29 protein-coding genes are annotated in these 26,379 nt (G+C 44.5%); 4 read left to right on the top strand and 25 right to left on the bottom strand.

The annotated features are described in order from the left end of the window. Position 1 precedes the first annotated feature (1 nt). The 3 genes from OH663_RS15695 (at position 2) to OH663_RS15685 (ending at position 3,080) form a co-directional block, all read left to right on the top strand. On the top strand, positions 2-1,282 hold the full coding sequence (locus tag OH663_RS15695) for a TraB/TrbI/VirB10 family type IV secretion system protein (protein WP_003092274.1): 1,281 nt from the start codon (positions 2-4) through the stop codon (positions 1,280-1,282). Next, entirely contained in the window at positions 1,279-1,524 is a 246-nt protein-coding gene (locus OH663_RS15690; RefSeq protein ID WP_000108283.1) for a DUF2274 domain-containing protein, read from the top strand. Before OH663_RS15695 ends, OH663_RS15690 begins: the two co-directional genes overlap by 4 nt. A 374-nt stretch (positions 1,525-1,898) precedes the next feature. Next, complete coding sequence (locus OH663_RS15685; protein WP_015063151.1) at positions 1,899-3,080, top strand: tyrosine-type recombinase/integrase; 1,182 nt, start codon at positions 1,899-1,901, stop codon at positions 3,078-3,080. A 24-nt stretch (positions 3,081-3,104) separates the two neighbouring features. On the opposite strand, the gene OH663_RS15680 is transcribed toward OH663_RS15685, so the two are convergent. The 25 genes from OH663_RS15680 to trhI form a co-directional block, all read right to left on the bottom strand. Further along, the gene (locus OH663_RS15680) at positions 3,105-3,449 is read right to left on the bottom strand and encodes a hypothetical protein (RefSeq protein ID WP_015063150.1); all 345 of its coding nucleotides are present in this window, start codon (positions 3,447-3,449) and stop codon (positions 3,105-3,107) included. Next, complete coding sequence (locus tag OH663_RS15675) at positions 3,385-4,293, bottom strand: hypothetical protein (protein ID WP_015063149.1); 909 nt, start codon at positions 4,291-4,293, stop codon at positions 3,385-3,387. The genes OH663_RS15680 and OH663_RS15675 overlap by 65 nt, the downstream gene beginning before the upstream one ends. Before the next feature lie 10 nt (positions 4,294-4,303). Continuing rightward, on the bottom strand, positions 4,304-5,263 hold the full coding sequence (locus OH663_RS15670; protein WP_015063148.1) for a DNA replication terminus site-binding protein: 960 nt from the start codon (positions 5,261-5,263) through the stop codon (positions 4,304-4,306). Then, the gene (locus OH663_RS15665) at positions 5,253-5,861 is read right to left on the bottom strand and encodes a hypothetical protein (RefSeq protein WP_015063147.1); all 609 of its coding nucleotides are present in this window, start codon (positions 5,859-5,861) and stop codon (positions 5,253-5,255) included. Before OH663_RS15665 ends, OH663_RS15670 begins: the two co-directional genes overlap by 11 nt. Beyond that, complete coding sequence (locus OH663_RS15660) at positions 5,854-6,300, bottom strand: hypothetical protein (RefSeq protein ID WP_015063146.1); 447 nt, start codon at positions 6,298-6,300, stop codon at positions 5,854-5,856. The genes OH663_RS15665 and OH663_RS15660 overlap by 8 nt, the downstream gene beginning before the upstream one ends. 16 nt (positions 6,301-6,316) lie before the next feature. Then, on the bottom strand, positions 6,317-6,853 hold the full coding sequence (locus OH663_RS15655) for a hypothetical protein (protein WP_015063145.1): 537 nt from the start codon (positions 6,851-6,853) through the stop codon (positions 6,317-6,319). Between the two features lie 73 nt (positions 6,854-6,926). Continuing rightward, positions 6,927-7,184: a hypothetical protein gene (locus OH663_RS15650; protein ID WP_015063144.1), complete on the bottom strand. Its 258-nt coding sequence runs from the start codon at positions 7,182-7,184 to the stop codon at positions 6,927-6,929. A gap of 7 nt (positions 7,185-7,191) precedes the next feature. After that, positions 7,192-7,728: a hypothetical protein gene (locus tag OH663_RS15645; protein ID WP_223203164.1), complete on the bottom strand. Its 537-nt coding sequence runs from the start codon at positions 7,726-7,728 to the stop codon at positions 7,192-7,194. 109 nt (positions 7,729-7,837) lie between these two features. After that, positions 7,838-8,107 (bottom strand): hypothetical protein, encoded by a 270-nt coding sequence (locus tag OH663_RS15640; protein ID WP_015063142.1) that lies wholly within the window; start codon positions 8,105-8,107, stop codon positions 7,838-7,840. Positions 8,108-8,515: 408 nt separating this feature from the next. Beyond that, a complete protein-coding gene (locus OH663_RS15635; RefSeq protein ID WP_022652178.1) occupies positions 8,516-9,472 on the bottom strand; it encodes a hypothetical protein in 957 nt (318 codons plus the stop codon). A gap of 176 nt (positions 9,473-9,648) precedes the next feature. Beyond that, positions 9,649-10,584, bottom strand: a complete 936-nt coding sequence (locus OH663_RS15630; RefSeq protein WP_022652177.1) for a hypothetical protein — start codon at positions 10,582-10,584, stop codon at positions 9,649-9,651. Between the two features lie 73 nt (positions 10,585-10,657). Next, positions 10,658-11,578 (bottom strand): hypothetical protein, encoded by a 921-nt coding sequence (locus OH663_RS15625; RefSeq protein ID WP_022652176.1) that lies wholly within the window; start codon positions 11,576-11,578, stop codon positions 10,658-10,660. Between the two features lie 77 nt (positions 11,579-11,655). Next, the gene (locus tag OH663_RS15620; protein WP_015063138.1) at positions 11,656-12,591 is read right to left on the bottom strand and encodes a hypothetical protein; all 936 of its coding nucleotides are present in this window, start codon (positions 12,589-12,591) and stop codon (positions 11,656-11,658) included. A 67-nt stretch (positions 12,592-12,658) separates the two neighbouring features. Next, on the bottom strand, positions 12,659-13,537 hold the full coding sequence (locus tag OH663_RS15615) for a hypothetical protein (RefSeq protein WP_015063137.1): 879 nt from the start codon (positions 13,535-13,537) through the stop codon (positions 12,659-12,661). A 77-nt stretch (positions 13,538-13,614) separates the two neighbouring features. Continuing rightward, positions 13,615-14,139, bottom strand: coding sequence for a hypothetical protein (locus OH663_RS15610; protein ID WP_015063136.1), 525 nt, complete (start codon positions 14,137-14,139; stop codon positions 13,615-13,617). Between the two features lie 273 nt (positions 14,140-14,412). Beyond that, a complete protein-coding gene (locus OH663_RS15605; protein ID WP_032610499.1) occupies positions 14,413-15,645 on the bottom strand; it encodes a DUF7146 domain-containing protein in 1,233 nt (410 codons plus the stop codon). 114 nt (positions 15,646-15,759) lie between these two features. Next, entirely contained in the window at positions 15,760-15,981 is a 222-nt protein-coding gene (locus OH663_RS15600) for a hypothetical protein (RefSeq protein ID WP_015063134.1), read from the bottom strand. A 70-nt stretch (positions 15,982-16,051) separates the two neighbouring features. Further along, positions 16,052-18,064: a vWA domain-containing protein gene (locus OH663_RS15595; RefSeq protein ID WP_015063133.1), complete on the bottom strand. Its 2,013-nt coding sequence runs from the start codon at positions 18,062-18,064 to the stop codon at positions 16,052-16,054. A gap of 77 nt (positions 18,065-18,141) precedes the next feature. After that, positions 18,142-19,269 carry a DUF3150 domain-containing protein gene (locus tag OH663_RS15590; RefSeq protein ID WP_015063132.1) on the bottom strand — a complete coding sequence of 376 codons (1,128 nt, stop codon included), beginning with the start codon at positions 19,267-19,269 and terminating at the stop codon, positions 18,142-18,144. A gap of 71 nt (positions 19,270-19,340) precedes the next feature. After that, entirely contained in the window at positions 19,341-19,610 is a 270-nt protein-coding gene (locus OH663_RS15585) for a hypothetical protein (protein ID WP_032610391.1), read from the bottom strand. A gap of 38 nt (positions 19,611-19,648) precedes the next feature. Further along, positions 19,649-20,701, bottom strand: coding sequence for an ATP-binding protein (locus tag OH663_RS15580; RefSeq protein WP_022652173.1), 1,053 nt, complete (start codon positions 20,699-20,701; stop codon positions 19,649-19,651). Positions 20,702-20,760: 59 nt separating this feature from the next. Continuing rightward, positions 20,761-21,747 carry a hypothetical protein gene (locus OH663_RS15575; protein ID WP_022652172.1) on the bottom strand — a complete coding sequence of 329 codons (987 nt, stop codon included), beginning with the start codon at positions 21,745-21,747 and terminating at the stop codon, positions 20,761-20,763. 60 nt (positions 21,748-21,807) lie between these two features. Next, positions 21,808-22,185 (bottom strand): hypothetical protein, encoded by a 378-nt coding sequence (locus OH663_RS15570; protein ID WP_022652171.1) that lies wholly within the window; start codon positions 22,183-22,185, stop codon positions 21,808-21,810. A gap of 58 nt (positions 22,186-22,243) precedes the next feature. Then, complete coding sequence (locus OH663_RS15565; RefSeq protein ID WP_040115163.1) at positions 22,244-23,119, bottom strand: hypothetical protein; 876 nt, start codon at positions 23,117-23,119, stop codon at positions 22,244-22,246. Positions 23,120-23,492: 373 nt separating this feature from the next. Next, entirely contained in the window at positions 23,493-25,301 is a 1,809-nt protein-coding gene (trhI, locus tag OH663_RS15560; RefSeq protein WP_015063127.1) for an IncHI-type conjugal transfer helicase TrhI, read from the bottom strand. Positions 25,302-25,483: 182 nt separating this feature from the next. On the opposite strand from trhI, the gene OH663_RS15555 reads away from it, so the two are divergent. Beyond that, positions 25,484-26,356: a hypothetical protein gene (locus tag OH663_RS15555; RefSeq protein WP_015063126.1), complete on the top strand. Its 873-nt coding sequence runs from the start codon at positions 25,484-25,486 to the stop codon at positions 26,354-26,356. Positions 26,357-26,379 lie beyond the last annotated feature (23 nt).

Below are 26,379 nucleotides of genomic sequence, written 5' to 3'. Positions count from 1 at the left end.
CATGAGCCAGGATGACACTCCCGACCTTGCCGCGCCGCAGGCGGACAAGGTGGCGCCGGAGGCAGTGGCGCTGCGCGCCCAGCCGCGTCCAGTCACACGCCTGAACCGGCGCTCGCTGGCCATCCTTGCCGGCGTCCTAGCGGTCGCCGTGCTCGGCGCGCTGATGTGGTCGCTGCAACCTCATCGACGCAGCACAGGCGAGCAGACCGAGCTTTACAACGTCGATCGCGTGTCAAAGTCGGAAGGACTGGATGCGCTGCCGACGGACTATTCCAAGCTGCCGCCGGCGTTGCTGCCTGCCGTTCCCGAACTAGGGCCACCGCTGCCGGGCGATCTTGGCCCGGCTATCGTGAAGTCGCAGCAACCGGCGACGGCTGCCTACGCGGCCCCCGGTCACGACCCGAACGATGCCCTGCGAAAAGAAGCCGAGGCGGCCGCGGCCTCGTCCGTGTTCTTCCGCTCGGGTGGGCAGAATGCGGCGCCGGTAGCGCAGACACAGGTGGCCGCTGCGCCGGGCTTCGCCGCCAATGCGGCGTTTGACCCGCTGGCGGCCGGGCCGGCCTCCACGGCGGCCCAACCTGCTGACCCGACAGCGGTGCAAAACCGGCAAGACCAGAAAGAGGCTTTCATGAAAGCTGGCCCCACTGAAACCCGTAATTCCGGCAATCTGACTCTGCCAATTTCGCCGTATCAGGTTATGGCCGGAACAGTGGTCGCAGGTGCCTTGGTGACGGGCATCAAGTCGGACTTGCCCGGCGACGTGATCGCCACGGTGACGGAGCCGGTCTATGACACAGCCACCGGGCGCTTCCTGCTGATTCCGCAGGGTTCGCGCATCCTGGGCAAATACAACAGCCAGGTCAGCTACGGGCAGAGCCGCGTTCAAGTCGTCTGGAACCGGATCATCCTGCCGGACACGTCTTCGCTCACGCTCGACAACCTGGCCGGCACCGACCCAGCCGGCTATGCCGGGCTGGAGGACGATGTGGACTACCACTGGGGCCGCATCTTTGCCGGTGCGGCACTCACCACGCTGCTGGGCGTCGGTGCCGAGCTGGCCGCGCCGGAGAACCGGCAGGATGGTGATCGCGTCATCATCGCTGGGCGCGACAGCGCGCAGGACAGCATCAATCAGGTCGGCCAGGAGATGACCCGGCGCAACCTCAACATCCAGCCGACCTTAACGCAACGGCCGGGCCTGCCGGTTCGCATCATCGTCAACCGGGATCTGGTGCTGCGGCCGTACCAGCCGCTGTTCTTCAACCGGGGGACTTCACGATGAGCACGACCAAGAAGCTGCGGCTCGGCCCGCTGCCGAAGACCGAGAGCACCAAGCTGACTTTCGTTTGCCCGACCAGCTTGAAAGTCGACCTCGACCGCTACGCCGCGCTACACGCGCAGGCGTATGGCGAGGCCGTTGATGCGGCGACGCTGATCCCGCATATGCTGGAAGCGTTCATGGCGGGGGATCGAGGATTCAGGAAGGGCACGGCGACCCGCAGCACACCACCGAAGCCGCCATGATTGCACCGCATGCTATTCAACGGCATCCATCGAACGCGCAGCCCAGGCTGCGCGTTCTTCATTCTGGATGCCGCCGAGCCTGTTGGGCTATGATGATGCGACAGGCCCGCCGTTCCTCGGCAATCCAGCACTACACAGTGCGATGCGGCTTTCTCTCCCAACGCTCCTATGTCGCTCCTAGCCGACAACGCCGCTCTTCTTCTAAGCGGCCCCGAAAGGAGCTAACCTACTGTCCCATATACGGTTTCAAGTCCTTCTTGATTTGCGCGAAAGAATTGACACCGGCACTTTTTTGTTGCCCGGAACCTGTTCATAAGCAGGTACCGCAATGCTAAAATGGCTGTAAATAAAAACAGTGTATTCAGGTGGACACAATGAATAGCCAGCCAGTAACCAGACGGTTTGCAGACAACGATCTCCATCAACAATTGTCTACGGTTAAAGTTAATGACAAGCAACTGATGCGCCTCATCCGCTATTTTTCTCACCTGAAATACCATACGGCTAAGACGTATCTCCATTGGCTGCGTTCCTGGAATGAGTGGTATCAGGCAAATGCAGGAAAGGAGGTGAACGAAGATTGGCCCGCCAGCTCTCTCCCGGTGACTGAAACTCCACTGCTGGCCTATTTAGACCATCTTCAGAAGTCACTGTCACGAAGCAGTATTAAAGGGTGCCTGCATGCCCTGAACAGTATCCAAAGGAAAGCACTCGATCAGCCTGGGATCATCACATCTGAAGTGGGTTATATTCTTGCGGCCCTCGAACAGGCTGAAGCCCGAAAGCAGAAAGTTACCCGCCAGGCTACGCCATTCATGGTGACGGATCTAAAGGCATTGATTAAAGCACACAGTACGACGCAGTCGGTGCGCAAACTCCGCGACCTTTGCCTAATTTGGACAGGGTTTGAAACACTGCTTCGCTCAGCGGAGATCAGGCGAATTCGGATGGAAGACCTTGTGCTGGATGAAAAGACCGGCAGCTTTACCTTGACGGTATACCGGACAAAATCCACTGTCAGTACCCTGCTCACCTATCATCTGACCCCTAACCTCACAGCCACACTGAGAAGGCTGATGGGTATGGTCGGAAGGGATCAATACAGCCATCCGAAGGACTATCTCTTTCAGGCCGTTAACTTTCAGGATAACGGATATATGCCACCTGAATGGGGTTTACGAAGCCAGGGTAACGAAATCAATGCGCTGCTGAGAAACCATAACATGCCCTATCTGCCTACCCGAACCCCGCTCGGGGGAAATGGCGAACCCATTCCCGTCGAGGATGAGGGTATGCTTAGTAAGAACACGCTACTCCGGGCCTTTGAAGCGCTTTGGGAAGAGCTTCATCCGCAGGAAACGGGCACCCGATGCTGGACCGGTCACAGCGTCCGCGTAGGCGGTGCCATCGAACTTGCTCATGCCGGGTATACGCTCTTGCAGATCATGGAGATGGGTAACTGGAGCAACGCGGAGATGGTTTCACGCTATATCCGTAACATTGAAGCTGGTAAAAAAGCGATGACGCAATTCATGCGCGGAGCGCTGGATGAGTAGCGCCCATGCGGGCGCTGCTGAGGGTTATTTCTTACGGAAAGGATTAAACCGGTTCAGATCCTGAAGGGCGTCTTTCGGCGGCAGCATACCTGTGCGTTTCATTTTATAAACGCCGTTAAGCTTCATAGTTTGCACACCCAAGTTTAACAGTGCCACCAGCTTAAGCGTATACAGAAACGTGAATGCCGGGGCCATCTGGATAAAAATAAACAACAAACCGGCACACATCACCCTCAGCCACGCCGCATATTCCATGCTCAGCGGTCGCTTAAAATAATGGATTTCCAGTAATCCCACCGCCTTGTTACTGATCCACACCGCTGCCAGTGAGAGTAACAACACGATGCACACCATAATGCCCAGTTCCATGATCCTCACTCCCCGTCGTTTTTATATTTTGTGTTTCTGATTTGCCTGCTTTGGTTTTGTTTTTCGCCTTCTTTTTGGGTTTGATATGGTGGAACAGGAAACAATCCACCAGCACCCAGCCATTGGCATACCGGGCCAACAGCAATTTCTGCCCCGGATAATGAGCATGAAAAAGCATTTTCACATCGGCGGTATTCATGATCTGTTGCTTACGCTTCAGCTCCTCCTCAGGCATCTCATATTCCTGAATAAATGGTGATGACAACCGCTGGCGAAGCATACGAATAGCGCTGGCATTTTCATCGTGTTTAGCCAGACGGCCAAAACGCACAAGCGCCTTATGAGACACCTGGACAGGTCCCAGATGGGAATCAACCAGTTCATACTGCCAGAAATATCGCAGATCCACTTTCACCCAGCTGATACTGTCTTCCTGTGCAGCTTTCATTATGGTTCCCGACATCGGGACCATTGTCAGTTTGGTCAGACGCATGTGAATATAATCAGCCAGGGTCCTGAGGGACTCCGGTACATTATTGTTCAGCAGAAGCTGCTGAAGCCCCGGGGTCGACGTCTGCCAGCTCAGGTTGCGGCCGTCAGGTAAAAATTCAAAGTTTTGATCCGCTGGCGCCGATTTCGCATTGTTTTCCTTCCTCATGAGAAAGTAATGGCCACACAGTAACTCGGACCGTACCTTATCCTCTCCCGGGTCATGTCGGGCTTTACTGAGATCCACCGTCAATACAACACGGTTAATAGCGTCCTCGTGGTATTTTTTCACCCAGACACAGACACGATAAAGTCTCTCATCGAGCTTCTGGCTGGTAGTGGAGATCCATTGCATGCTTTTCTCCTCAGACCTTACTCATAATGAAAATGCCAAGATCCGCACCGGGTACAAGCTCCGTGTAGCTATGGTTGATCCTTCGTGCATTTGACGGTGCGTCATCCGACGCAGGCACCCAGTTCTGAAGACCTTTAAATGCTGGCTTTTGTCCAACAGCGAAAATGGGCAGTGAGGCTTTCACCACCTTGTAATCCGTCTCGGCGTATTTGCTACTTCCACGCTCCGTGCCTTCAGGACGGTATGAGAACAGATGCGCGATCGGAACCGGGAAGGTATTGGTCCGACAAAGACGTAACGCATCCCCGTCTTGTAGGACCTTTCTTTCAAGTAATGCCTTCGCCCTATCGATGTTCGCAACCACTGTCAGGTCAGTGGTCGCTGGCGATTTGACCGCTGCCGTACGACGCTTATCCAGCATCGCGATGAGCTCACTGGCGTTGGTTTTTACCTGGTTCCGGTTTAGTCGCCAGCAAAAAGTAACTTTTTTAAGCCGTGCCTCCACAAACATAATTTTGCGAGTAGACGCCACTGTCACAAGGCCGGGAAGTTTACGGTGAACTTCCTCAAAGCGGATGTGTTTCTCATCATTTACCCTTTTCATAGCTGAGGCAAAGTCAGTTTTGGCGTCGTTGATATCGCGAATAATTCTGCTCAGCAGTTCGGCACCCTCAGGAACAATAATCAGCCCCGGATATTTGGTCGTTACTTTCGTTGAATTCCTGCTGAGTACATCGATGTCATCGATACAAAAATCCTGAAATACACGGATAATGTCATCTACAGAGGCATCAGAAATAGTACTCACCTCAATTGGGGTAACCTCTTTCAGCCGCTCTTCGTGGCGCGTGACGGCCCCCACAGTCATCAGTTCCGCCATCACCGGCTGATGGTTATTCAGAAAGGCTCTGAGCTGTTCAATTCGCTCCAGAATCCGATCACGGTAGAAAGGTAAATTTTCACTGGACATTCATCACTCCGGTTTCAATAAAACAGCGCAACACCGTTACATCCTCAACCACTTCTGAAGATGCGATACGCAGCCGGTAGCTGTACTTTTCCAACACCTTCCGCAGTTCATCGGAATTGCCTGTTGTATAAAGGGGCAGAGGTTCAGCCTGCTGGCCGTCATGCCTGAAACAACGATTAAGGTCGGACAAAAGGCCAAAACTGACAGGCCTGTGTTGCAGATTGATACGCTGCCAGTCCAGCGGTACACCGAACTTCACCCACCAGCCCAGTCCAATAAGTTCATTTCGTATACTCTGCACATTACCCAAATCCGATACTGTAACATCCGGGATAACGCCATTACCTTCCACCAGCAAATGCATCACGCTCTTAAAATCAGGCTGACGACACTTTCTGGCTTGCTTCAGAATGGTTCGGATCGAACGCAAACACTGACGAGAATGCAAATTACGACGTTCAGCCGAACTAAGCCATCTGTTGATGAGTTCATTCGAATACGCCACCGGGCATTCCCCGAGGCCTGACCTTCCGTTTTCACGGACATACAACAGACAGGAGGTAGCTGCACTCACTACAGCGTCATATTTTTCATTCATGTTTACCCCCGTTAATATCAGAAATCTGGTTATCCGGAGTCAGGAACAAAGGCTGATAATGCAAGCGCCACGGATAATGTACCGTTAGGCCATCCGTGCCAATACGGTTCAGCCTGTAGCGGCCGTTCATTCGATCAACAGACCAAATGCCGGGAACTACAGGACGGCTCCACCGACAAACCGGTAAACCTCCGAGCTGAAGGGTATTCACCAGCCCTTTATCAATCTCGGTCACGCGTACCTTCAACAAGAAGCATAACCAGGGAGAGCACCAGATAAACAGCCAGACGGGCGCTAGGACAAACTTGTTTAGCAAATGCCCTGTCATCAACATCGCAGATAACAGCATAAAACTGATGATCAACCAAAAAACCATCCATCCTAACCAGGCTCGTGTCTCACAAAGTTTCCATTCCAACAGGTAAAGTCGCTTTTTCATCCAGAGCCCCCGGAACTCAGTGAATGACTGAGGTGTGCTGCATCAAAATAGGTGTGCGTGGCAAGATCTCGTTTCGCCACAGCTCTTGCGCTGACGTCCATCCATGGAGAATTCCGTTGCCACAGTGTGAATTGAACGCCATTACCTCATCATTTAGCTGATAGACAAGCCTGTCTGGCATCTCAAGGTACTCAGGCAGAGAAAGCAGTACGCCGTGGATCATTTCGCCAGTCAGCCTGGATAACGTCTCTTCTTCGTCGAGATTTACTGTTGGCATTGCAGATAGTGGGATAGAGAAACAGCAGAGATCCATACCCACAGCGTCATAACCAACATCAAAACCATCATCATTAAGCACAAATCGAAAGATAGCCTCAGGTGCCTGACCCAACTCGGGCATCGGTGCTTCAGGCACCTCTGTGCCGGTAAAATATTTTTCGGTCCAGTTGCTAAAGGGACTGGTAAACATCCAACAGAGCAGCGACAACGCAATGTCCGTTTTGAGTACTCGTTTCGTGCCAGACGCTCCAAAAGGATGAAGATTGCTTTTCATGATTTACCTGTAGATTGCTTTATTTACAGCTATTTAAACACATTCCGGATTTTCCCCAATAGGTTGCAAAACGCTAAAATTCGCAGATGCTGGTCCCCTTCTGTTTTAGTCGATGCTCAAGATAGATGCTGGCCAGATCGAGAGGATGATTTTCTTCGAGGCATGCCCGAACGAGATCTTCAGTTGATACAGATTCCAGTCCCCGGGTTTCAAGAATTTCTTTCGCCGTCGTCAGCGCCCGGGAGGCACTTCGACTTAACTGAATTTTCACCTGAGAACTGCTTTCACACAGGGTGTCAGCTGGTACGGTCTGTGAATCGGTATTGTACATAGGGGTATCACTCCATATCAGGGATCGAATGAAAATTGACTGCAAGAGACGTCTCTGGTTCACCGTTTTCCACAGTGCTTAGCCAGGTTCGGGCAGGAAGTTGTTGCTCACAGAGAAGCAGGTAACCTTCGCCCATAAGATGCTTTTGTCCCAATGCATGCAGTAGATCCCCTGAATATGGACCCAGAGCAGTTTGGGTATAAAACAACGCGCCTGCGGGTATTTTTTTAGACAACATGCTCATTAATACGATCTTCTCGTCCTCATTTTCGGGTAAAACGAGGATTATCCTGAACCCCTTGTTAACGTGTGATTGCAGACCTGCAACCAGCGACCGAAACCTGAGCGCATAAATGACCATCCTGAATCGGGTCATTAACAGTGTTGTAGCAGCAAAAATAACGACGACTGAGCCGAATTTTGACCGGTAAAACCACCAGTTCAGGCCACCGGCCACAATCAAAACAACCAGAAGCACAATGCTTCCGTAAAAAAATGCAGCCGGGAAACGGGTTCTTTTTCCTTCGAGGAGCGCCGACGCCATTATTACGCCCGTGATGCAGTACACAACCCAGTCATAGAACGATTCAGTCATCATTAGGTGCTTGTGTCTCGTATTGTTATAAAATCGGACGCCTGCCTTTATAAAGCCCTCAGCAATCGTGTCCCATACAGCCATAGACTTCGCTAAAATTGTCGCAACTGTCTGTTGTCACAAAGAGTTCCCCACGGCCTAAACGACGCTGTAGATCGGCCTTTACTTCAGCTGCCGGTTTGAGAAAAAGATACTCCAGCTGTGAGTCACTTCCCGAAGAAAGCAGCAACTCAATACTGAAATCAACATGCCGATAAGAGAACTGGCTTTGGTCGTGGGAAAAGACCGAGTTCACAGGGATATTGCTCAGACTTATGGTGGCAGGCATAGTCACTCCTTTGTTTTAAACAGTATACAAATCTCTATCGTTCCATTTTTCGGATAAGAGACCTATTTTCGCGAAACTAAAACAAAGTAAGTAAATTTTATTTATGCAGTCTCCAGCATGTAGACTGATTGCGGCCGGAAACGGAAACACGTGTCAAAAAATTGAAACTAACCGGAGCAGGAAAGGAAGCAGCAGAAAGAGTGTAATTTTGGATTGGAGTTGATGCGGAAGGTAACGGATGGTTTATGAAGAGCTGTGACCGGAGAGCAATGCAGTTAATCATATCGGTCAATGAGTACGTTGAAATATAGCGGATTAAAGAACAGATTTGAGGAATAAAAAAAGGCACGGATAACCGTGCCTTCTTGGGAGTATAAAAAACTGAAGATATAAAACTATCTTCAGCACTCATGCCGCAACGGAGACTTTAACCTCTGTAGCGGGGATGAGTTTACGTAATGTGGAGAATACTTCATAAATTAGATCCTGACGGTCATGGATTTTAACCCGGCCACCAGTCAATTCAGATACATTCACCCCTTGGTAAAGTTCATTAACGACTTCACCATCTTGATCAAGGACTCGAACATGAGCAACCATATGAAAGTAAGATTTTGCAGCATAACTTTCATAAATATCAATAATCGATTCATTATTACGACGTAAAACTACTTTGCCGGACGGCAGCGTTGTTTCATCCATATAACAATCGGTTAATTGATCGTCGAAATCGTCCTCTTGAAGTGAAATATGCAGACTCAGTTCGTCGGTAATTCGACGTGAATATGAATACTCACTAAATGTATAAGCGGCCATGCTTATATCACTGAAAGTGCGATAAGCATCATGAAGACCGGATGTTATTTCATCTGATACATAGTTGATAAGCCCAATAAAATGCGTATTCCAGAATTGTTCCAGTGCAAAACGGGCGATTAAAACCTGTCCATCAACTTCCATCAGTTTTTTGTATTCTTCACGATCATAGCCACCAGGTTGTGTGCTATCCGCAGAAAGACTTAGGATATCACAACAGACATCATCGTATTCAAAGCGGCTAGTCGCGTAGTGTTTACCAGAGATATCCAGATACTGACCGGAAACTTGGTCGAAGACCTCAAGGAAGTAAACCAGGCGCTTCTTGAGGGTATTAGCATCCAGTCCATCCAGTTGAGTAGCATTAAGCGTTTCCGCATAATGGTCCACAGACTGTCTTAATTCACTGGCTGATATACTGCAAGAAAAAGAAACCTCGTCGCCCTGGCAGTGAGAGACATTGATATGAATCTCTGTCTCATCAAAATCAATGCCAATGTCTGCCAGTACTGCACGAACGTAGTTTTGATTATCAGTATAATTAGTCATTTTCACTTCCTCAGGAAAATTGAAAGGAAGTGCCCCATAGGGGAGCAACTTCCCCAGTGGGTGGATAAAAATATGTTTTTCTAAATCATTCTATCCTGCCAGTTAAACAGGAAAGTGAACGCAATCATTTAGTCGAACAAAGTTACTTTTTACGATGAGGTGAGAATGAGGACCGGTTAAACACCGTCCCGAAACTCTTCAATCGCTTCATGGATCAACGCTGCTCTGTCACAGATTTGTACTCGGCCACAAGGTCCCACAGAAGAGAAGGTTCCGTGCGAGGATTCACACTTAACACTCCCATCACTGCCAGTGAAACGAACGTTCATCATAACCGGCACATCGTGTCCGGAACTTACGCAGGTATAAAGACGAATGAGTTTTTCATCATCGCAATACGCCCCCGTCGTGCCTTCAGACTCATTGAAACCAATGTAAAGATCAGGCATGCAAGCCGGGTATTCATCAGTGTTCAGCTCAAGATGCAACATCAGTTCATGATTTACACGACGGTGATATTGATATTGACCTAAACTATGAAATGAATTTTTAACAGACTTGATAACCTGAAGAGAATTAAATAGACACTCTGTTATTTTTTTCTCAAACTCATAGATAAAGTCGCCAAAATCAGAATGGAAAAATTGCTTCAGTGCATACCGGGCAATAAGAACTTTCCCGTCAACACTCATTCTATTCTGATAAATTTCCTTTCTGAGACCTTTCTGAAATTCATCATATTCAGGCAACGATTCTGAGGCCGCCAATATTGATGTTGCTATATCGAAAAATTTCATAGTGCTATGCGCATTATGATAACCACGAATTGTTATTTTCTGAAACCCAGACTTTTCATATACTTTAAAAAGGTATTTGATTTTATTCCGGAGAACTTCGGTTTCAGAATACGGCGCTTTATGTTTTATCAACTCTTCGATATATGAATCAAGATAGAATAACAAATCATCAGTCGCCACTTCTGCTTTGAATGAGAGTTGTTCAAAGAAATTAGACTTATCAAACAGTTTAATATCCTGTTGAATTACTGTCAGACCAAGTTGTTTTTTAAGCATGGCGCTAACAAAATTTATATCATCGTTTTCATTAAACATATCTACTTCCTCTTGAAAGAATAAAGGAAGCATCCCCTAAAGGGATTGAGCTTCCCTTAGGGTTATTTATTAATTACATGTAAAGCAGATCATCCGAATGCTCTGGAGCATACGAATTGATTTGCTTAAGCGAGTTATTTATAGCCTTTCTGTACAGCGATGAAGAATGCGATTGAACCATTTTGTACTCAGTGACGAGAAGAGGTGAAGTAAAGCAACCTAGATTCGCGTCGAGAGTTAAAGGGCCATCGTTGCAAGATTCAATAACAGCGTAAATGCGCCGCTTCATCACCCTACCCGACAGGTAACGATTAACATGGTTCAGGAACTTGTCAGCCCCAGAAATACTACTCACATCCCAGTTGGCAGAAATTATCTGGTCTGCAACTGAAACGGGTACCGGTTCAACTACTATCTGAGTATTGATTTGATGGTCAACACTGAAGAACCTGGTTAACACTTGTGGAACTGAACTTTCCGCAACCTTTTCTGTAACTGCGAAAATAAGCGGAAGAACCTGAGATAAGCGTGACCGTAACTGGCCATGAAGATGGCTGATGAAATTGTGACCGTTTTCAACCATACCAAGGATTAAATCCTTGTCTGCATTGCTGGAACGATAATAGACATAGTCCAGTTTTTCACGGTTCACACCTTCATTCAGCCAGTCTGGCTCAACATCAACAAGACGCAGGTGAGCTGCTGACACTGAAACCTCAAACTGCAAGGTTTCAAGAGTGACCGGCCCAGCCTTCAACAACGCAGCTCCTGAGCAATATTGTGCAACAGGATGGTTATCCACGTCAGGGCCCCATAAAGGCTCCCAGTCGCGCAGATAACGCATTAAATGCGGTTTTAAAGTCCGGACTGGAATATCAACCTTCACAACAAGACTCTGAATGACTCCGGTTTCCAGATTGACACTTTGGATCGCAGCACCTTCAAAACCCATCTTCACCAGCATCGCTTCAATTAATTTATAAATAGCTTTCATTTTATTGCCCTCGGTTAAGAGGGAATTCTCCCCAAGGGAAGAGTTCCCTCAGGGATTAGATAAGTTGAAAATAAGTTTTAATACCCGTAACGAATAGCGTGTTGTCTTTCTTGAAGGTAGGCTTCGTATTCATCTTTTCCGGATGCGAAGCACTCTTTAACAAAGACACCGCAAAACATTTTAAGATCATCTCTGGCATGCATTTCTTTATCTGACATGACTTTAGCATAATCAGACGTGTCGATATCCGCTAAGCGCCAACCGTACTTCATGTAAACACGATTACTGTGGGCAAAGCCTTTAAGATAGCGGCGTGCATTTTTGATGATCTGACGACTACCAGACATGTCAGATGACAAAAAGTCAGGTGCGATCATCGTTTCCAGAATATCAACTGGCAACCCCTTACAAAATATTTGAACATTATAACTATTGTAACAGTCATGATATTTAAAGTCCTTTATAAGACGGTCAGGTTGGTCAGTTGTTATCTTATTTAAAACATCAAGTGCTAAACGAATACCTTCCTTCATAGTTTCATGTAATTCTACATTCACAAATGAAAAGAAGGGACTCAGTCCTTCTTTGTACGTGAGATAGTCTTCACCAAAACGTCCATGTCGAGTTAAATGCAGCAATCGTTGCTTGTTATATTCACTATCAGTCACGTCGTAACTACCACCGCGCTGTAGAGTGAATCCTTCCTTGACAGTAACCGGGAATCTAATATGGTCAATAAAGAAAGACCGATTCTGTTTATTTTTCACTACATCTAACTGACGTTTAACACAATCCGTAATGTTCTGGTCTTCGAACCCAGGGAACGGGATATCTAAAAATATTGAACTGTATGCGTTAGCATACGAATGAAGAAAATCAAATGAAACATCGGCGTCACAACGTATACCAGTAAATTTACCGTCACAACCAGTTAAGCAGATAACATTGCTGACCTTCACAGCGTGATTGCGTGACATCAGAAATGCATTAATGATTTTCTCGATAATTTTCATGTAATCCTCTCGTTATAAAAAGGGATTACGCCCATCAGGGGAGTAATCCCCAGATGGGTAGTGTTAATCAGAAATCAGAAAGACCTAAATCTTTATTTCGCCCTGATATCGTGGAAGATATAAGACGATTTACTCGTTTCTGTATACTGTATTCAGACGTCTCACTTATAAAAAGTGGTAATGACTTACCAAGAGACTGTCCATTTCGATAATAGTGACAGACTATATAACCATGTCTCCACCCTGTACTGATATAAGACTTAACACATTTGATAAAACCCGAAGCTGCCGCTTCTGTTCGTAAAGAGGTAAATGATTTCAGATACCGGTCCATTGAACATAGTGCAATAGCTTTAAGAGTTACCTCCAGCATTTCATTCCCGTACTTCACTCTCTTAATTAACTGATCTTCATTACGGTGCAAGAATGCATTCCGCAGTCCGGCAATCAGTATTAAAACTTCTCTGAGTAAAGTACAGAGTCTATTACGCACATATCTCATGAAGTCATCAAAATATAAAAGCCAGAAACAAGCAGCCTGGCTAATCAAGAGATCATGGGAACAAGCTAGCATCTTAGCCAGCTCGATATCTTCGGAACGAAGAGAAAAGTTACTTTCCTCAAACCGTTGTTGCTTTGAATTACACGTATAGAGTTCTATCCATACAGAGATAAATTCAAGCGATTCCATGTCTTCGCAGAGCAATTCAGCACTGCTGATACACTGCTGAAGTTCAAGGCCGATATCATACGATACCGGACAATCTTTCAGAGTCTCGACATAGTCAGGGACGAACCGCGATAAATGCGTTGTTTTCAGGTACAGGCTGAGATGCACTTGTGTCAAAGGATTTACAAGAGACTGTACAGGCATCTCAGTAATGGAAACCGGTACAACACCATCCTTTATCAGAACTGCATTGACAAGATCTGTAGCTAATTTCATAAGGCCTCCAGGTTAAATGCTGAGGGCCCCCCCGATGGGATTGGCCATCAGGGATGTAGTTAAAATATGTGATATGTTTATGCGCAAAGAGCCATGACATTGTCGATATAACTGACAAGAGATGGTCGCTCATCCTTTACTGCAAAATGACGAAGTCCATCCAGATTATATGCCGGTAGAAAATCGGCATAACCACGGGTACGAAGATCATCAACCACAAGTTTTAAATAATCAAATCTTCCAAGAGAACCTCTCAATGGGGGCCTTCCCGGTTTGGACAAAACTTCTAAAGCTTGTTGCCACGTGATATCTTCCGCTTTTCCTGTAGCAAGATTAAAATGCACATAAATGAATGCTTTATAATCTCCACGACAAGTAAGATAGTAATTCGGAAAAAAATATTTATCACAGCGTAACAAACATGTACCTGAAGGGCGAATTACATACAACAGGTTTTTGTCCTTATCTATTATGCTGTGTTTTAAAATCGTAAGGTCAACTTCACTATCATGAAGATAATAGCATGATGATGGTTGCTCAACGATACGAGATGAAATCACAGCAGCAAACTTATTAAATAAGTCTTGATTTTCAGTTTTCATAACAATGCTCTCTTATATTAAACGATGAGCATCACCCTAACGGTAATACTCCCGTCAGGGGTTTTGAGTTATATGGATATACCACGTCATACAACCGACCGTAGCCAGATGTACCGCACATTTATTTAACTGAGCAAGCATCTCAGCCGTAAAAAAAACCTGAATAACAGGTGATTTTCACGAAGGAAATCTAATTATCTGTTTAGTATTTATGAAATTAAACACTAAAGAGATAACCCCCCCCGACCTAAAAAGGCGGGGGAGTTATCGGGTTTAAAGCTGAGCAAGACATTCAGGAGCCCATTTTACTGGGAAGCCATCAGGTCCTGTTAATTTCAATACTTCGTTCCAGTCGATTCCTTTCGTCCCTTCAGGAATATCGAAATCTGGTTCAAAGACTTTAATTGTCAGCTCTGAAGTGGGATATCGCTTTGCAAAAAACTCTTCCATTCGGGCCTGAAGTCGTATTGCTGACTCCATACCCGGGCAAGCGCCTCTTGAATTCACAACATCCTTATCCGCCCAGACGTAAAACTGTATTTCTTTCACATCCGGAGGAGGCAGTAGACTATCCGGCACTTCAACGTTTTCAAGACACCAGGCAGAGCTCGCAGCCCAACACGGTGTTGAAGTCGCTTCAGTTACTGACAGCGCGTTTTCTATGCCTTCAGCCACACCTAACGTCCAGGTACGGGTACCTGAGTTGTAGTGTGGGTCGTACAGCTGAATTGAGCCGCCGGTCATATCGGCAGGCGGTTTCATCATCAGTTTCGGATTCTCTACCCGAGCCTTATCACCATTTTTCTCTACGAACGTTCTATGGATTGTCAGAGGACGTCCCCGTGTATCACGATAAATTGCGATCATTCCCGGGTAAGTTGACGGTTTCTCTAGTGACTTATCCATATAGTAAAGTCGGTTGTTCAGACCAAGATCCTTAGGCAGATTACTCAGAATTCGTTTAAGACCACGATTTCGGAGATACATGCCCACAGGACTCCCTGGCTTGATTTCACCTGTATAGTGATATAACACTTCAAGTTTACGCAGCCGTTTTTCAACTTCATCGCTATCAAGCGTTTCGGTTGCACGAACTGTTGATTTATAACGCCGTTCACTTTCGAGATCCGCATCAGTTAACGGAGCGTACAGATCCATACCAAAGAAATCAGTCAAGATCTTCTTACAAGTCTGGGTTTTGCTCAACTTGTAATACTCTGCCAGCACATCAATACCGTCACAAAATGCATTCACAGGGAAATCATTGTGAATAGCACAACCGGTATAGAGGTCTTTTTTTCGGAAACGGAACTTTGATTTCCCGTCCCCGGTGAAGGGGCAAGGAACCTGGCTAGGTGCTTTATCACAAGCATCTTTAAATGCCGGTATTCTATCGAATACATAGCGCCAGCCAGAGGCTTCCGCAACACGAGCGTGAACCATTTTAATAAAGTGCTCAGATACTTCATGTGGTGTACGCTTAACAGCCGGTGATGCATAAGTCATTTTGTTCTCTCTTATCTGGCATTGTGGGTTTCTCAATGCCCTCTGCGATGCAGAAAACAGGGAGAAACCCACAACGCAGAATCTAAGAATAAGGGCCATAATGGCCCTTAACAATTACGCTTCAGACTTGAAGCCATTATTTTCAAGACGCTGGATAAAACCATCAACCATTGATGTTGCCATTTTTACATTACCCTCCGGTATAGATACATCCCGGAGAATTACTTCTTTTGGCAATTCACTTTTGACAACTTCACCCATGCGACCAAAAATACGGACACGATGCATCATCCCGACTTTTTCATACTCGACACGGTAAGTCTTTATCTGAGTCATATATTGCTCCTTAATCCTTCAGGGAGCAAAACGACCCAACCGGGCGTCATTTTGCCCCGATTGGGTAGAGTTAATTAGATAGAATTTGATGTACTAATTTACTGACCACATTCGGCAGTAAAGAAATATCATCAACATTTACGAAGGTGCCCTCATCAAAACCAATTAACTCATCAGTTTTAATGCCTACACCAGCGATTTCAATACCGTTACTTTCAGCTACCGTAAGAACATCACTAATGGTGTAATCAGACTCTGTCGGATAACCATCAGTAATAAGGAAAACAATTTTCCTGTCAAACTGGCTTTCAAGTAACAATTCTACAGCAGCCATTAAGGCGGAACCCGTTGGGGTATTATTCCCTTTACAGCCGAGTGAAAATTTTGAAAGCGTCTCTTCCGCGTTTTCATCAAACGTTTTGATAACTTCAAAGTCTTTGTCGACAAACGGATAAATCACATTAGCAACGTGCATTTTTGAATTAGCTTCAATCGCCAAAGTTAATGCAAGGTCAGTCTTAATTGCGTGGATATAACGGTGATCCAGAATCATAGAACCTGAAATATCACGAACAATAACCAAGCCGACGTGGCCCCGGTTTTTAGATTCGCTTTGCGACCGGAATACATCCCTCACACCCATCGGAGACTGGATCAATCGATTAATGTCGAATGACAAGCCTCTATCACGGGTTTTAAATTGACCACGCATTTTTACCTGCTGTAAAACAGATAAGTCTGCCCCAAGAGTCTGACTGATATTTAATGCTTCATTGTAGACATTCAGATCAATAAGCAAATCTGGAAGATCCCACTCATTTGCACCAAATTCAGCTTTAACCTCATCCGACACACTGGCAGCAATTACGGAGATTTCATTTGCAAGAGCCTCATGAAAATCTTCACTTTCCTCATCGCTGTTAAGAAAATCATCCAGCAATTTGGCAAGGATACTCCACTGCTCAGGAGAAAAGTTACTTTCCCCATCGGAAGGATTTCCATTGGAACTGTCGATTTGGGAAGGAGTTCCGTCAGCATCATACGAGTCAGGGTTAGCCGATTCATCGGTTTCGGGCTCTCCATCAGGTTCACCGTTACCGCTCTCAGCACTTTCTTCATCCCCTTTAGATTGCTCTGACGGCTCATTATCTTCCATAGGTGCTTTACCATTACCAGCATCATCGTCTTGCTCTTCGGAATCTCCATCCCCTTCACCCTGGTTGTCACCATTGGTTTCGGAATCAGGTTCATTCTCAGAGCCAGATGAATTGTCTGTGTCGTTTTGCGGGTCTTTATTCTGATCCTCTTCTTGCTGTTTCTCTTTGGCTTCATCCCGTAAACGCTCTAAAAGAGCCAAGGTTTTACGCGCCAGAGAATCGCAATTTTGCGTACTTTTGCAACTTAGAGCCTGATGAATAATCTCATCAACTTCTAAAATTACAGGCTCAAGGATTTTCTTTGCATAATCGAAAAATGGATCAAGCGTTTCTTTATGCCCTTCTTGCTGGAGAACGTTAACCCGCAATGTATTAAGCAGGAACATTTCAATAAACTGAACAGGGTTTTGAGGGCTTGAAGAAACATCAACCGTCATTCGCCCAGCTTCAACCATCAAGGCATAACTTACCGCGAGGCGCTTTTTTGCCTCCTGATAGTCAATACCCGTTTTCTCTTCCATCTGGACATCATCAAAGAGATTAATAAGTCCATGTAGACGGTAAGCCCGGGCATATGCGATTTTCTTTTGTTTAAGGGTTTGAAATTCAGCGTTCAGCTTATCATCTATACTGATGAAGCCATCTGCATTAATCAGTTCCCCAACAAAAGCTTCACGGTATACTTCATGTTCTGTATAGCGACCGTGTCCAGCTTCATGACATATAAACCCTTCAATTAGCTTGACGAATTTCTCATCGCTATAATCACCATTAGGTAATACACAAACGTTCTTTTCGCTGTTGAAATAAGGTGTATGTACCTTATTGTCTATTACAACATTAAGACCACTTATACCGCTTATCACGCTGGCTATATTCGTCAGGCGTTGAATATGGCGGGGTGAAGATTTCAAATCAAATTTCATTTGAGTACCTTTAATTAATAAAGGGTACTCACCCAGATGGTGAAGTACCCATCTGGGGTTATTTTTACAAGACTAAATCACCAGCCGTTCAGTTCGAGTTCGCTGTTAAAAGCACTATTACTACCACTGGCCTGAAGGGAAACATCTTCTTCAGGGACAACAGCAGACAAAGGTGCAGTTACTGCGTTTTTCTCAACTTCTTCAAGCGGATCTTCTCTGAACACATTTGCTGAAGAAAAAACATCATCCTCAAAAGCATTCTGAGAGTTAGCCGTATTATCCTGTGAATCAATATTGAATGACCGGGTAATGGAATCCAGCCAATCTGTTACTTTCTGCTCACCAGAAATAATACGTTTCAGCATTGACGCATCACTCATGAAATAGAACCATTGCTTTAACACCGCAACATCACGGGGAGAAGAAATGGCGCCTTTGGGTAAATTATTCATGACGTGCTTGATAGCTTCTGCAAGAACAACCGCCTCTTTATGAATGAACATAAAGCTAATGATTTTATCTTGCATCTGTTTTAATCGGTCAATCGTGCTGGAACGCAAATTATCATTTTTACTGATTTTTGCATAAACCTTCATAGCTTCATCGGCCAAATCGATTATCAGTTGTTCCTGATAAAAGTCCTGTGTTTCATCCCCCTCCACACTAATCGGTGAAAACGGAATGAAATGCGCCAGATTAAACCGGAATGATTTAATAAAATCATCTTTCGTTAATTTCAACTGGTCGATTAAATCTGACATCAACGGACTGCGATCTTTCTCAGCCTGAATATGAGTGTCATAGTTATCAACCACATTCTGGATACCGGCTTGAAATTCACGTTCAATTTCTTGTGCCTCTTCCAGAAACTCCTCCATTCTTTCGACAGGCAAAATCCACATATTGCTATAGCGGATACACAACCGTGAACAGAGTGTTGAAATTCGACTAGTGATAGTGCTTTTGAAACTCAGTGCCTTTATGTCTATCCAGCGAACTTCACTTTTAGACACGCTCTTCTGGTCCGTTATATCATCGCCGCCATAGGACAGTTCGATTTTATCGGTACGCCGAGAGCCCTGACAACCACTGATTTCGATTTTTGTTATAACAGCACCTTCCAACAAATCAGGATGTGCTTTTACAAAGTTATCACAGATTTGCTTAGCGGAAACTTTATTAAGTTTAGAAGTATTGAAAGTCATAGGTTTTCTCCAGATTAAAAAAATGGGAAAACCTCCCTGTCGGGAAAGATTTCCCGATAGGGTTAAGATTATTACTTCTCAAGTGTTGTTAAAAGAATTCCAGGAAATTCACTCTCGACAGACGTCGATTGAATACTTCCTTGATACATGAATCCTTTTGATTCAAGGCCCTTAATCATGGCTTCCATATCTTTGTCACAATCTTGATAACAAATAAATGAATAGTCATTATTGTGCTGCTTAAGACCTATATATTGATTTCCTTCCTGTGCAATCGCGAAAGTTTCATCCCCGTCTGCACTCAAAAAACCGTAAAACGAAAGATGAGCAAAGTCTGTCACAAGGCATTCAGCCTTCTGATAACTCGTCCCATCTATAACTACTTTTTTGCAGTGTAATACTCCATTGTACGGTTCTTATCGTCACCGAGTTTTAAATCGATGGCTTCCAGCACCATACCACTGGCATGTGCAGGCAGAGCCGACGCAAAAGCAATTTTAAACGTATCCAGTAAGGACATGGTCTTTAACGTCATCGACGTTCCAACCCATGCCACAAGCTGACGAATATCCATTACACTGTCTTCAGTTCCTATGTTGTTTACTGCAACGGCTACCGAAACGAATTTTTCAATTACCAGCATAGGCAGGCTATTGTAGCGTTTAAGCAAAACGTTGGTTAATGCAACCTCTGAAGGCCTTTCCATCTCCACAATCAGGAAGCGTTTAATAAACGCTGCATCCTGCCGCTGTGATGAAACGAACTTACGAGATCCCCCACTCATGTTTGTGTTTGCTGTACCCATAAACCGCGTAAACTTATTGGCATTAACCACTTCGCCACCGTTGGCGGCTAGTGACCAGGGCTTACGCTCTATAGGCATATGCAGCTTCGCGGCGGTATCAGGGTCAATCTTGTCCACTTCATCCAGAAGAATGAGGTGGCCTTCCTGAAACGCCGTTACAAGCTCGCTGGGCACAAAACTGGTGTTTCCGTTAATGAGACTACGCTCACCTTCAAGTTCATCAGCACGAATATTACTGTTGATTTGCTTTATGGTTAGCGGCCAATTCAGCATATGGCTAATGTACATTGCCATTTCAGTCTTACCAGAACCAGACTCCCCTTTCAGGCATACACTTAAATCTATATCGTTACTTACGAGCAATTGTACTACTTGCTCAAGTATACGAGCATTCGGTATATAATCCTTATTCAGGTTTGCACGATGTGGAGATAAACGTTTAAATACTGGAACTATCATATCCTCGGACATTTCAGGAATACCAAACAAATCTTTGGCCTTAACCAGGTAATATTGTTCCTTATTCGCATATGCTTTTGTAGATATAACATTTGCGGGTAACAGATTACCAATATTTTCTTCCAGTAATGAATTTTCGGTTTCTAATATAGTTGCGGCGTTAGTCATTTTTAAAACTCCGGTAAAATGCAAACACCGCCCGCTGGCAGATGTTTGCCAGTGGCATATTAGTTGAAGGTCATCTTACACGCTGTAACCATCTGTTTTCTGATAGCATCAACGTTGTAACCAAGATGAGTCCCTACAATTTCGAATACTTCAGATTCAATCCATTCGAACTGGCGCTCAAATGTAGGGTTTACGATAACCCAACCTGATGTATCCCTTAATGTTAACTTGTTATTTACGACAAGTTTTTCAAACAAATTAATTGTTGATTTAAATGCTTTAGAATAGACATCCATTATATCCCGATCAGTCCATTTTACTGCCAGTTTATTTTCTGCCAATAAATAGTCACGGTCGAAAAAGATATCCCATCCCATATCTTCTTTACAATCATGCAAAATAATCTCTTTATCCTGATGATATTGAGATAATTTAACATTTTCACTTTCAAAACTGTGCGTGTATTCATACAAGCTTTTTTTAAGCTCTGACCTAAACTCAATAGCATCTATACCATGAGTGGCACATGTAAGCTCAAATGACTGCGACATATACCAACGTGTTTCTGCTTCAAGAAGCGGATTCACTTTGATATTTCCGAATTCATCAGTTGTATAGAGTGATTTTGTAAAGACAAGATATTTAACGTTTTCCAACGACTCTTCCATTGCGACGACGTATAACTGATATACATCTTCAGGAGCCCAGTCGATAACCAGACCACCTAATTCTGCATTGTATTCTTCTAAAGTGAAGAGATAATCAGTTTCAGAAGCAAAACTAATTCCATGCAGAATTTGATTGTTGAGTAATTTGGAACAATGACCTAGCAATGCAACATCATCCGACACATGAGGCACCAGTTCCGGGCCAGAATGTTTTTCTTCTGATTGCATGCTTTGCTTTTGGGCTATTGCATTATTTATATATTCAAGCGGAGACTCAACTATGGGTATTATTTCATTTTCCTCTTCTTCAAAATCGAATATAGAGAAAAAATCCATTTGTTTACCAATAAATGATGTCGAGCTAATTTTTTGTTTCATGGGGCCTCCAAAGGGAGATCTCCCATGAAGGGATTTCTCCCCTTTAGGGTGGTTTAAATGTCAGATCTGTCTAAAGCTACTTTGCCCAAAACCCTTGGGGGGTTTAGGTATGTGAGCTAACTTACTTGTTGCAACGACTCTCATGTAGTCAAGAGGGTGCTCTCTCCCTTCCAACGTGACAATATCCACAACAAGATAACCGGAGACCATTAACTCATCACCTTGATTTATACCAGTGAAACAGCCTGAATACATTTCTGGTGACACTTTGATTTGAATAGAAAATTCTCTCTCAGCGATTTCACCATTAATTTCAGTCTTCATTCTGTTTTTGAGCTTTATTAATAACCCAACGTTACCGTCAGTCATTTCTTTCTCCATTGCACTGATAACTATCCCGGACACTTTAACTTCATTAACATATTCAAGATGTGACATTTCTTCTCTCCTCATTTTAATCAAAGAGAAGCCCTGTCAGGGTTCCCCCTTAACAGGATTAAATAAATTTATTTACAATGAACATCAATGACATCATGCCAAGAACAGCAAAACAAAACGTCTGACCAAAAGGTCTTGGTTCTTTAGCTGTTTTAGCGCTATTGGCTTGAGTCAAAAGTTCATCAATTGTTAACTGCCGTTTTTCTGCCTTCATTTTGTCATCTAAATATTGCGCTTCTCGTTTTGTGAGAAATTCAATTTTAGATTTGATAGCATGGTCCCAGCCTTTGGAATCGAAAACGCTCAATTCACTAAAGGTATGTAGCATGAGTTCATCAGGAAAACCTAATTCTTTCATTAAGGGACGGACGGCTGCATACAATGCATCTACAGTTTCATAATGTGCCTTTGTCACTTCATTAAAGCGATTACGCAATGCTAATTTATCGCGCTTCACAATAATTTCAGAAACCCAGGCAATCAACTGATCATTTTTTAACTCTCTGGATTTATCGAGTGAATAATCTAGGTCATCCACATCAAGGAATGTGTTCAACCCATACTTTTCAAACTCTTCATTTAAAAACTTATCCAGTTCAGCTAAAGTTTTAAACATGGGAATTGCAGGTGCTTCTTTGAGTAGCTTATAAGCCTTCTCAAAGTCAATTGGATTGACATGAATTTGCTGCATTTCTACATGATAATAAGTTGAAAAAGCTGAAAGCTTTTGGGCCAGCATAGAAACCGATTTTAAAGAGTTCAGTTCAATTATAGTTGGTCCGTCTTCATTCAAAATAACAATAAGGTCATTATCATGCCCTGAGTAAATAATCAGAGATTCCAATAACTTCTTGTTAACTGCCTTGTCCATATCCGGAATCAGATCGGCGAAGGCCAGAAGAAGGGCTTTACTGCGTGCTTTGCTTTTAGACATTTGGGGTCACCTATATATAGTAAGAAGGAAGGAATAATGGAATATTCCAACACAAAGGCAAAGCCTGTCATTCATCTCCCGTAAGCTATGAACCGCCTGATTTATACTTTCTGGCATTAGAAGTACGCAACGAAAATAGCTCAATCAAGAGCTAAATTAGTTACGATTTGGTAAATTCGGTTTGCCTTTTTACGGGCATAGGAAAGGCACCAGCGACAAAGGTGACATTTTGCCGGTGGTGCCTTGCAGCTTAAGTAAGCTGGCCGCTTTTCACGGCTGAATCCGCGCTTAATGCGCAAAGTAACTTTTGTCAGTTACTTGAAATGTGGGAGCGATAATACAAAGCTCAATATTCTTATACAACATAGAGTCATTATTGTAAATACTGATTGGAAAATTCTTCTGTTAAATTTGATTCTATTCTCATATTCGCTGCCTCTTTCAATTTTTCTTCGGCGCATTCGCTTAAAAAGAAGGACGGATCACCGTACCACATTACATGCAGCTGTTGTTCTGCTCGTGTAAATCCTACAAATAGAAGTCTTCTCTCTTCTTCAATCGCTTCCTGCCCCACTGATCTCTTGCTTGGGATCTGGTCAGCATTGCAACTCATAATAATGACTTTTTTCCATTCTAGCCCCTTCGAACCATGCAATGTCGATAAAACTACTTTATCCGGCGTATATTCCTCATCCTTCTTTTTAGGCCCCAAACACATCGCCGCAGCTCGATTTATCATGTTTTGCCAGCCATTTTTCTCAGCCCATTGCTTACAGGTATCTAACGCAATTCGTGTCAGTGAAGGTGAACCTTTCTGAGTCCTCATTTTTATTGATGACAATTCCATCCATTTAATCAGATTTGCGAAGCGCTTTTCGATTTCAACTTTATCCCGAGTCTCCTGTGTAAACCGGGTGAAGTTTGAGTGAAGTGTTCTTGTTTCCAGGGAACTTGCATCTGGGATGCTCAGTTCACCAAAAGTTACTTTTCTCCCTTTCATGCTAAATGCTGTTTGATCCAAAACTTCTTCATTTTCACCGAAAAGCGCCAGCACCCTCTTCATTAATCGAACATCGTTGGACTGCCGAAAGAAAGCCATCAGATGCAGTACGTCGCTCGTCTCTTTCTCATCCCAAAAGGACTTGCCTCCATAACGAAGAACCGGCTGCTCTATGAGGCTTTCAAGCTGATCAAGATGTGCATTACCTCTGCTAAGGATTGCCCAGCCATTTGGGTCTTGGTTAATTAGATTGAGGATGCCTTGAATCTGTTCATCCATATCAACATATGAGCGGAAATTAACTTTTCCACCACCACTTTTAGCTGAACGCAGATCCTTAACGTATCTGTAAACATTTTTTTCAATCAATGCCCCTGCAACCTTAAGAATTTCTGGTTCACACCTGAAACAGGTATTTAGATAAAATATGTTTGGCCTGAATTGTTTTTCAAATTGCTGGAATATTTTTACCCCGCCGGAGGCCCTGAAAGAATAGATTGCCTGATCATCATCCCCTACGATGCTCGTGTTAACACCACCCCTTGTATGTAGTGCGATCCAGGCATACTGAATCGAGTCGGTGTCTTGCACCTCATCTACAACTAAATGCGTCAAATTTAGTGGCTGCATTTTTCCTGAGTGCATCTGGCCCACGACAAAACGTGAGAGTGCATTTAAGTCAGCTACGTGGTCTTTCTGACATATTGCCTGGTATGTGTTGAACAAGTGGATTTGTTGACGCGTATGGCGAACTGAAATGATGTCTGTATCCATTTCCCTTCCAATCGCATCAATAGCAAATTCAGCTTCCGGGTAACGGAAAGGCGCGCCTGACTCCTTTAACGCACGATGAATTACAGAACGCTGTGCCGAGCTAATCAGCATCTTGCCCTTCCAGTTGACCATGTCCAGTTGCATCCGGATAAAGCCGTGGAAAGTATTTACCAGCACCCTATCCTGGTCTTTTTTACTTAACCGACTTTTCAGCTTTTCAGCCAATGAATTTGTTGCAGCGCGAGTAAATGTGACCATTCCAACCTTGGCATATGGGAACTGCCTGAGGATTGAGATCACAGCCTCGATCATCGTAAATGACTTCCCAGACCCTGGTGCTGCAATAACCATATTATTTGCGTTTGCATTTTCAATGATGACCCTTTGCTCATCTGTTGGTTTACCCATAAAAGCCTCTGAATATTTAGTCCCACTGATTATACGATTTAATTTAGAGGGATTTTTCTTTACAAGACTGGTTTTTGTTCGCTTCACATTTTTTCATTTTTTCTGCATTTTGGTTGTTTGAGAAACTGACGAGTATGAAATAATGCTTCTAGACAAAAAAATCATTCAAAGAAGGGTCTCAAATGAAAACTAAACGTTTTGTATCTCTGGTTTCTGCTTTTGTTGCCAGTGCATCGCTGGTTGGTTGTGCCCGGGATGCTGGTAAAACCCCGAATTCTGCACAGCACAGCGACACTCATGGGCTCTACTGGCATGCTAATTCTAAAGACTCGGTAGCCAAAAATGCTTACTCTTTGGCCGGTTTTGACGTTACTTTTAATGAAGAAACAGTCCAGCCGGGTGGCGATGCAGATAACTTGCTTTCCAAACTGCTAATTAGTGGCTCTATGGGCTATGTTACAGGAGGGCTCAGTGGATTAAGTATTATGAGTTTGGGATCAATGTACAGCTCCTCTGACGCTGAATATATCCAGGTTAACCAATACGTCGTCTTTGTCCCGAACCCTAAAAAACTTCCTTATAACGATGAAAGCTTAGTACGTGCCGGTGCTGCATATGTTTATAATCACACCAAAGAGTCACAGGTGGCACTCGGGTTCAATCCTTCGAAGCAAAGTGCGGCTCTGGCTTCATGCAAGATTGATATGGCAGTGATGAATAAATGGAGTACCTGCGACCTCCCTTCAAAGCCAGCTGCCGACGTAATGCCGACTAAGTCCATGTACAGCTTCCAGGTTATTCGCCCAGCGTCTGGATCTGAAATCCCTCAACTTAATCTACCTGCCGGTGATTATTCAGTAGTTCGTTACGTATTCATTCCATTTAAAGGCAATGAATCTAGTACTAACTTCTCAGGTATTATTTTCCGTTCTGACAGTCCAAAATTCACTACCCCAGGTGGCGTTGCTGCATCTATTAACGGTAAAGATTATTATCTTTTCGCAGGAGAATATGGTCAGAAGGGTTTCCCTGAAAAAACTCTTAAAGCAAAATAAAAATAAAGGGGCTTTACAGCCCC

The organism is Citrobacter sp. Marseille-Q5395 (assembly GCF_947057495.1).
In the GTDB taxonomy this organism is placed as follows: Bacteria; Pseudomonadota; Gammaproteobacteria; order Enterobacterales; family Enterobacteriaceae; genus Citrobacter; species Citrobacter murliniae.
This window is presented reverse-complemented; position numbering and strand designations above follow the sequence as displayed.

Coding starts and splice junctions, on each gene's coding strand:
- OH663_RS15695 (WP_003092274.1), top strand. CDS start 2: ATGAGCCAGGATGACACTCCCGACCTTGCCGCGCCGCAGGCGGACAAG.
- OH663_RS15690 (WP_000108283.1), top strand. CDS start 1,279: ATGAGCACGACCAAGAAGCTGCGGCTCGGCCCGCTGCCGAAGACCGAG.
- OH663_RS15685 (WP_015063151.1), top strand. CDS start 1,899: ATGAATAGCCAGCCAGTAACCAGACGGTTTGCAGACAACGATCTCCAT.
- OH663_RS15680 (WP_015063150.1), bottom strand. CDS start 3,449: ATGGAACTGGGCATTATGGTGTGCATCGTGTTGTTACTCTCACTGGCA.
- OH663_RS15675 (WP_015063149.1), bottom strand. CDS start 4,293: ATGCAATGGATCTCCACTACCAGCCAGAAGCTCGATGAGAGACTTTAT.
- OH663_RS15670 (WP_015063148.1), bottom strand. CDS start 5,263: ATGTCCAGTGAAAATTTACCTTTCTACCGTGATCGGATTCTGGAGCGA.
- OH663_RS15665 (WP_015063147.1), bottom strand. CDS start 5,861: ATGAATGAAAAATATGACGCTGTAGTGAGTGCAGCTACCTCCTGTCTG.
- OH663_RS15660 (WP_015063146.1), bottom strand. CDS start 6,300: ATGAAAAAGCGACTTTACCTGTTGGAATGGAAACTTTGTGAGACACGA.
- OH663_RS15655 (WP_015063145.1), bottom strand. CDS start 6,853: ATGAAAAGCAATCTTCATCCTTTTGGAGCGTCTGGCACGAAACGAGTA.
- OH663_RS15650 (WP_015063144.1), bottom strand. CDS start 7,184: ATGTACAATACCGATTCACAGACCGTACCAGCTGACACCCTGTGTGAA.
- OH663_RS15645 (WP_223203164.1), bottom strand. CDS start 7,728: ATGGCGTCGGCGCTCCTCGAAGGAAAAAGAACCCGTTTCCCGGCTGCA.
- OH663_RS15640 (WP_015063142.1), bottom strand. CDS start 8,107: ATGCCTGCCACCATAAGTCTGAGCAATATCCCTGTGAACTCGGTCTTT.
- OH663_RS15635 (WP_022652178.1), bottom strand. CDS start 9,472: ATGACTAATTATACTGATAATCAAAACTACGTTCGTGCAGTACTGGCA.
- OH663_RS15630 (WP_022652177.1), bottom strand. CDS start 10,584: ATGTTTAATGAAAACGATGATATAAATTTTGTTAGCGCCATGCTTAAA.
- OH663_RS15625 (WP_022652176.1), bottom strand. CDS start 11,578: ATGAAAGCTATTTATAAATTAATTGAAGCGATGCTGGTGAAGATGGGT.
- OH663_RS15620 (WP_015063138.1), bottom strand. CDS start 12,591: ATGAAAATTATCGAGAAAATCATTAATGCATTTCTGATGTCACGCAAT.
- OH663_RS15615 (WP_015063137.1), bottom strand. CDS start 13,537: ATGAAATTAGCTACAGATCTTGTCAATGCAGTTCTGATAAAGGATGGT.
- OH663_RS15610 (WP_015063136.1), bottom strand. CDS start 14,139: ATGAAAACTGAAAATCAAGACTTATTTAATAAGTTTGCTGCTGTGATT.
- OH663_RS15605 (WP_032610499.1), bottom strand. CDS start 15,645: ATGACTTATGCATCACCGGCTGTTAAGCGTACACCACATGAAGTATCT.
- OH663_RS15600 (WP_015063134.1), bottom strand. CDS start 15,981: ATGACTCAGATAAAGACTTACCGTGTCGAGTATGAAAAAGTCGGGATG.
- OH663_RS15595 (WP_015063133.1), bottom strand. CDS start 18,064: ATGAAATTTGATTTGAAATCTTCACCCCGCCATATTCAACGCCTGACG.
- OH663_RS15590 (WP_015063132.1), bottom strand. CDS start 19,269: ATGACTTTCAATACTTCTAAACTTAATAAAGTTTCCGCTAAGCAAATC.
- OH663_RS15580 (WP_022652173.1), bottom strand. CDS start 20,701: ATGACTAACGCCGCAACTATATTAGAAACCGAAAATTCATTACTGGAA.
- OH663_RS15575 (WP_022652172.1), bottom strand. CDS start 21,747: ATGAAACAAAAAATTAGCTCGACATCATTTATTGGTAAACAAATGGAT.
- OH663_RS15570 (WP_022652171.1), bottom strand. CDS start 22,185: ATGTCACATCTTGAATATGTTAATGAAGTTAAAGTGTCCGGGATAGTT.
- OH663_RS15565 (WP_040115163.1), bottom strand. CDS start 23,119: ATGTCTAAAAGCAAAGCACGCAGTAAAGCCCTTCTTCTGGCCTTCGCC.
- trhI (WP_015063127.1), bottom strand. CDS start 25,301: ATGGGTAAACCAACAGATGAGCAAAGGGTCATCATTGAAAATGCAAAC.
- OH663_RS15555 (WP_015063126.1), top strand. CDS start 25,484: ATGAAAACTAAACGTTTTGTATCTCTGGTTTCTGCTTTTGTTGCCAGT.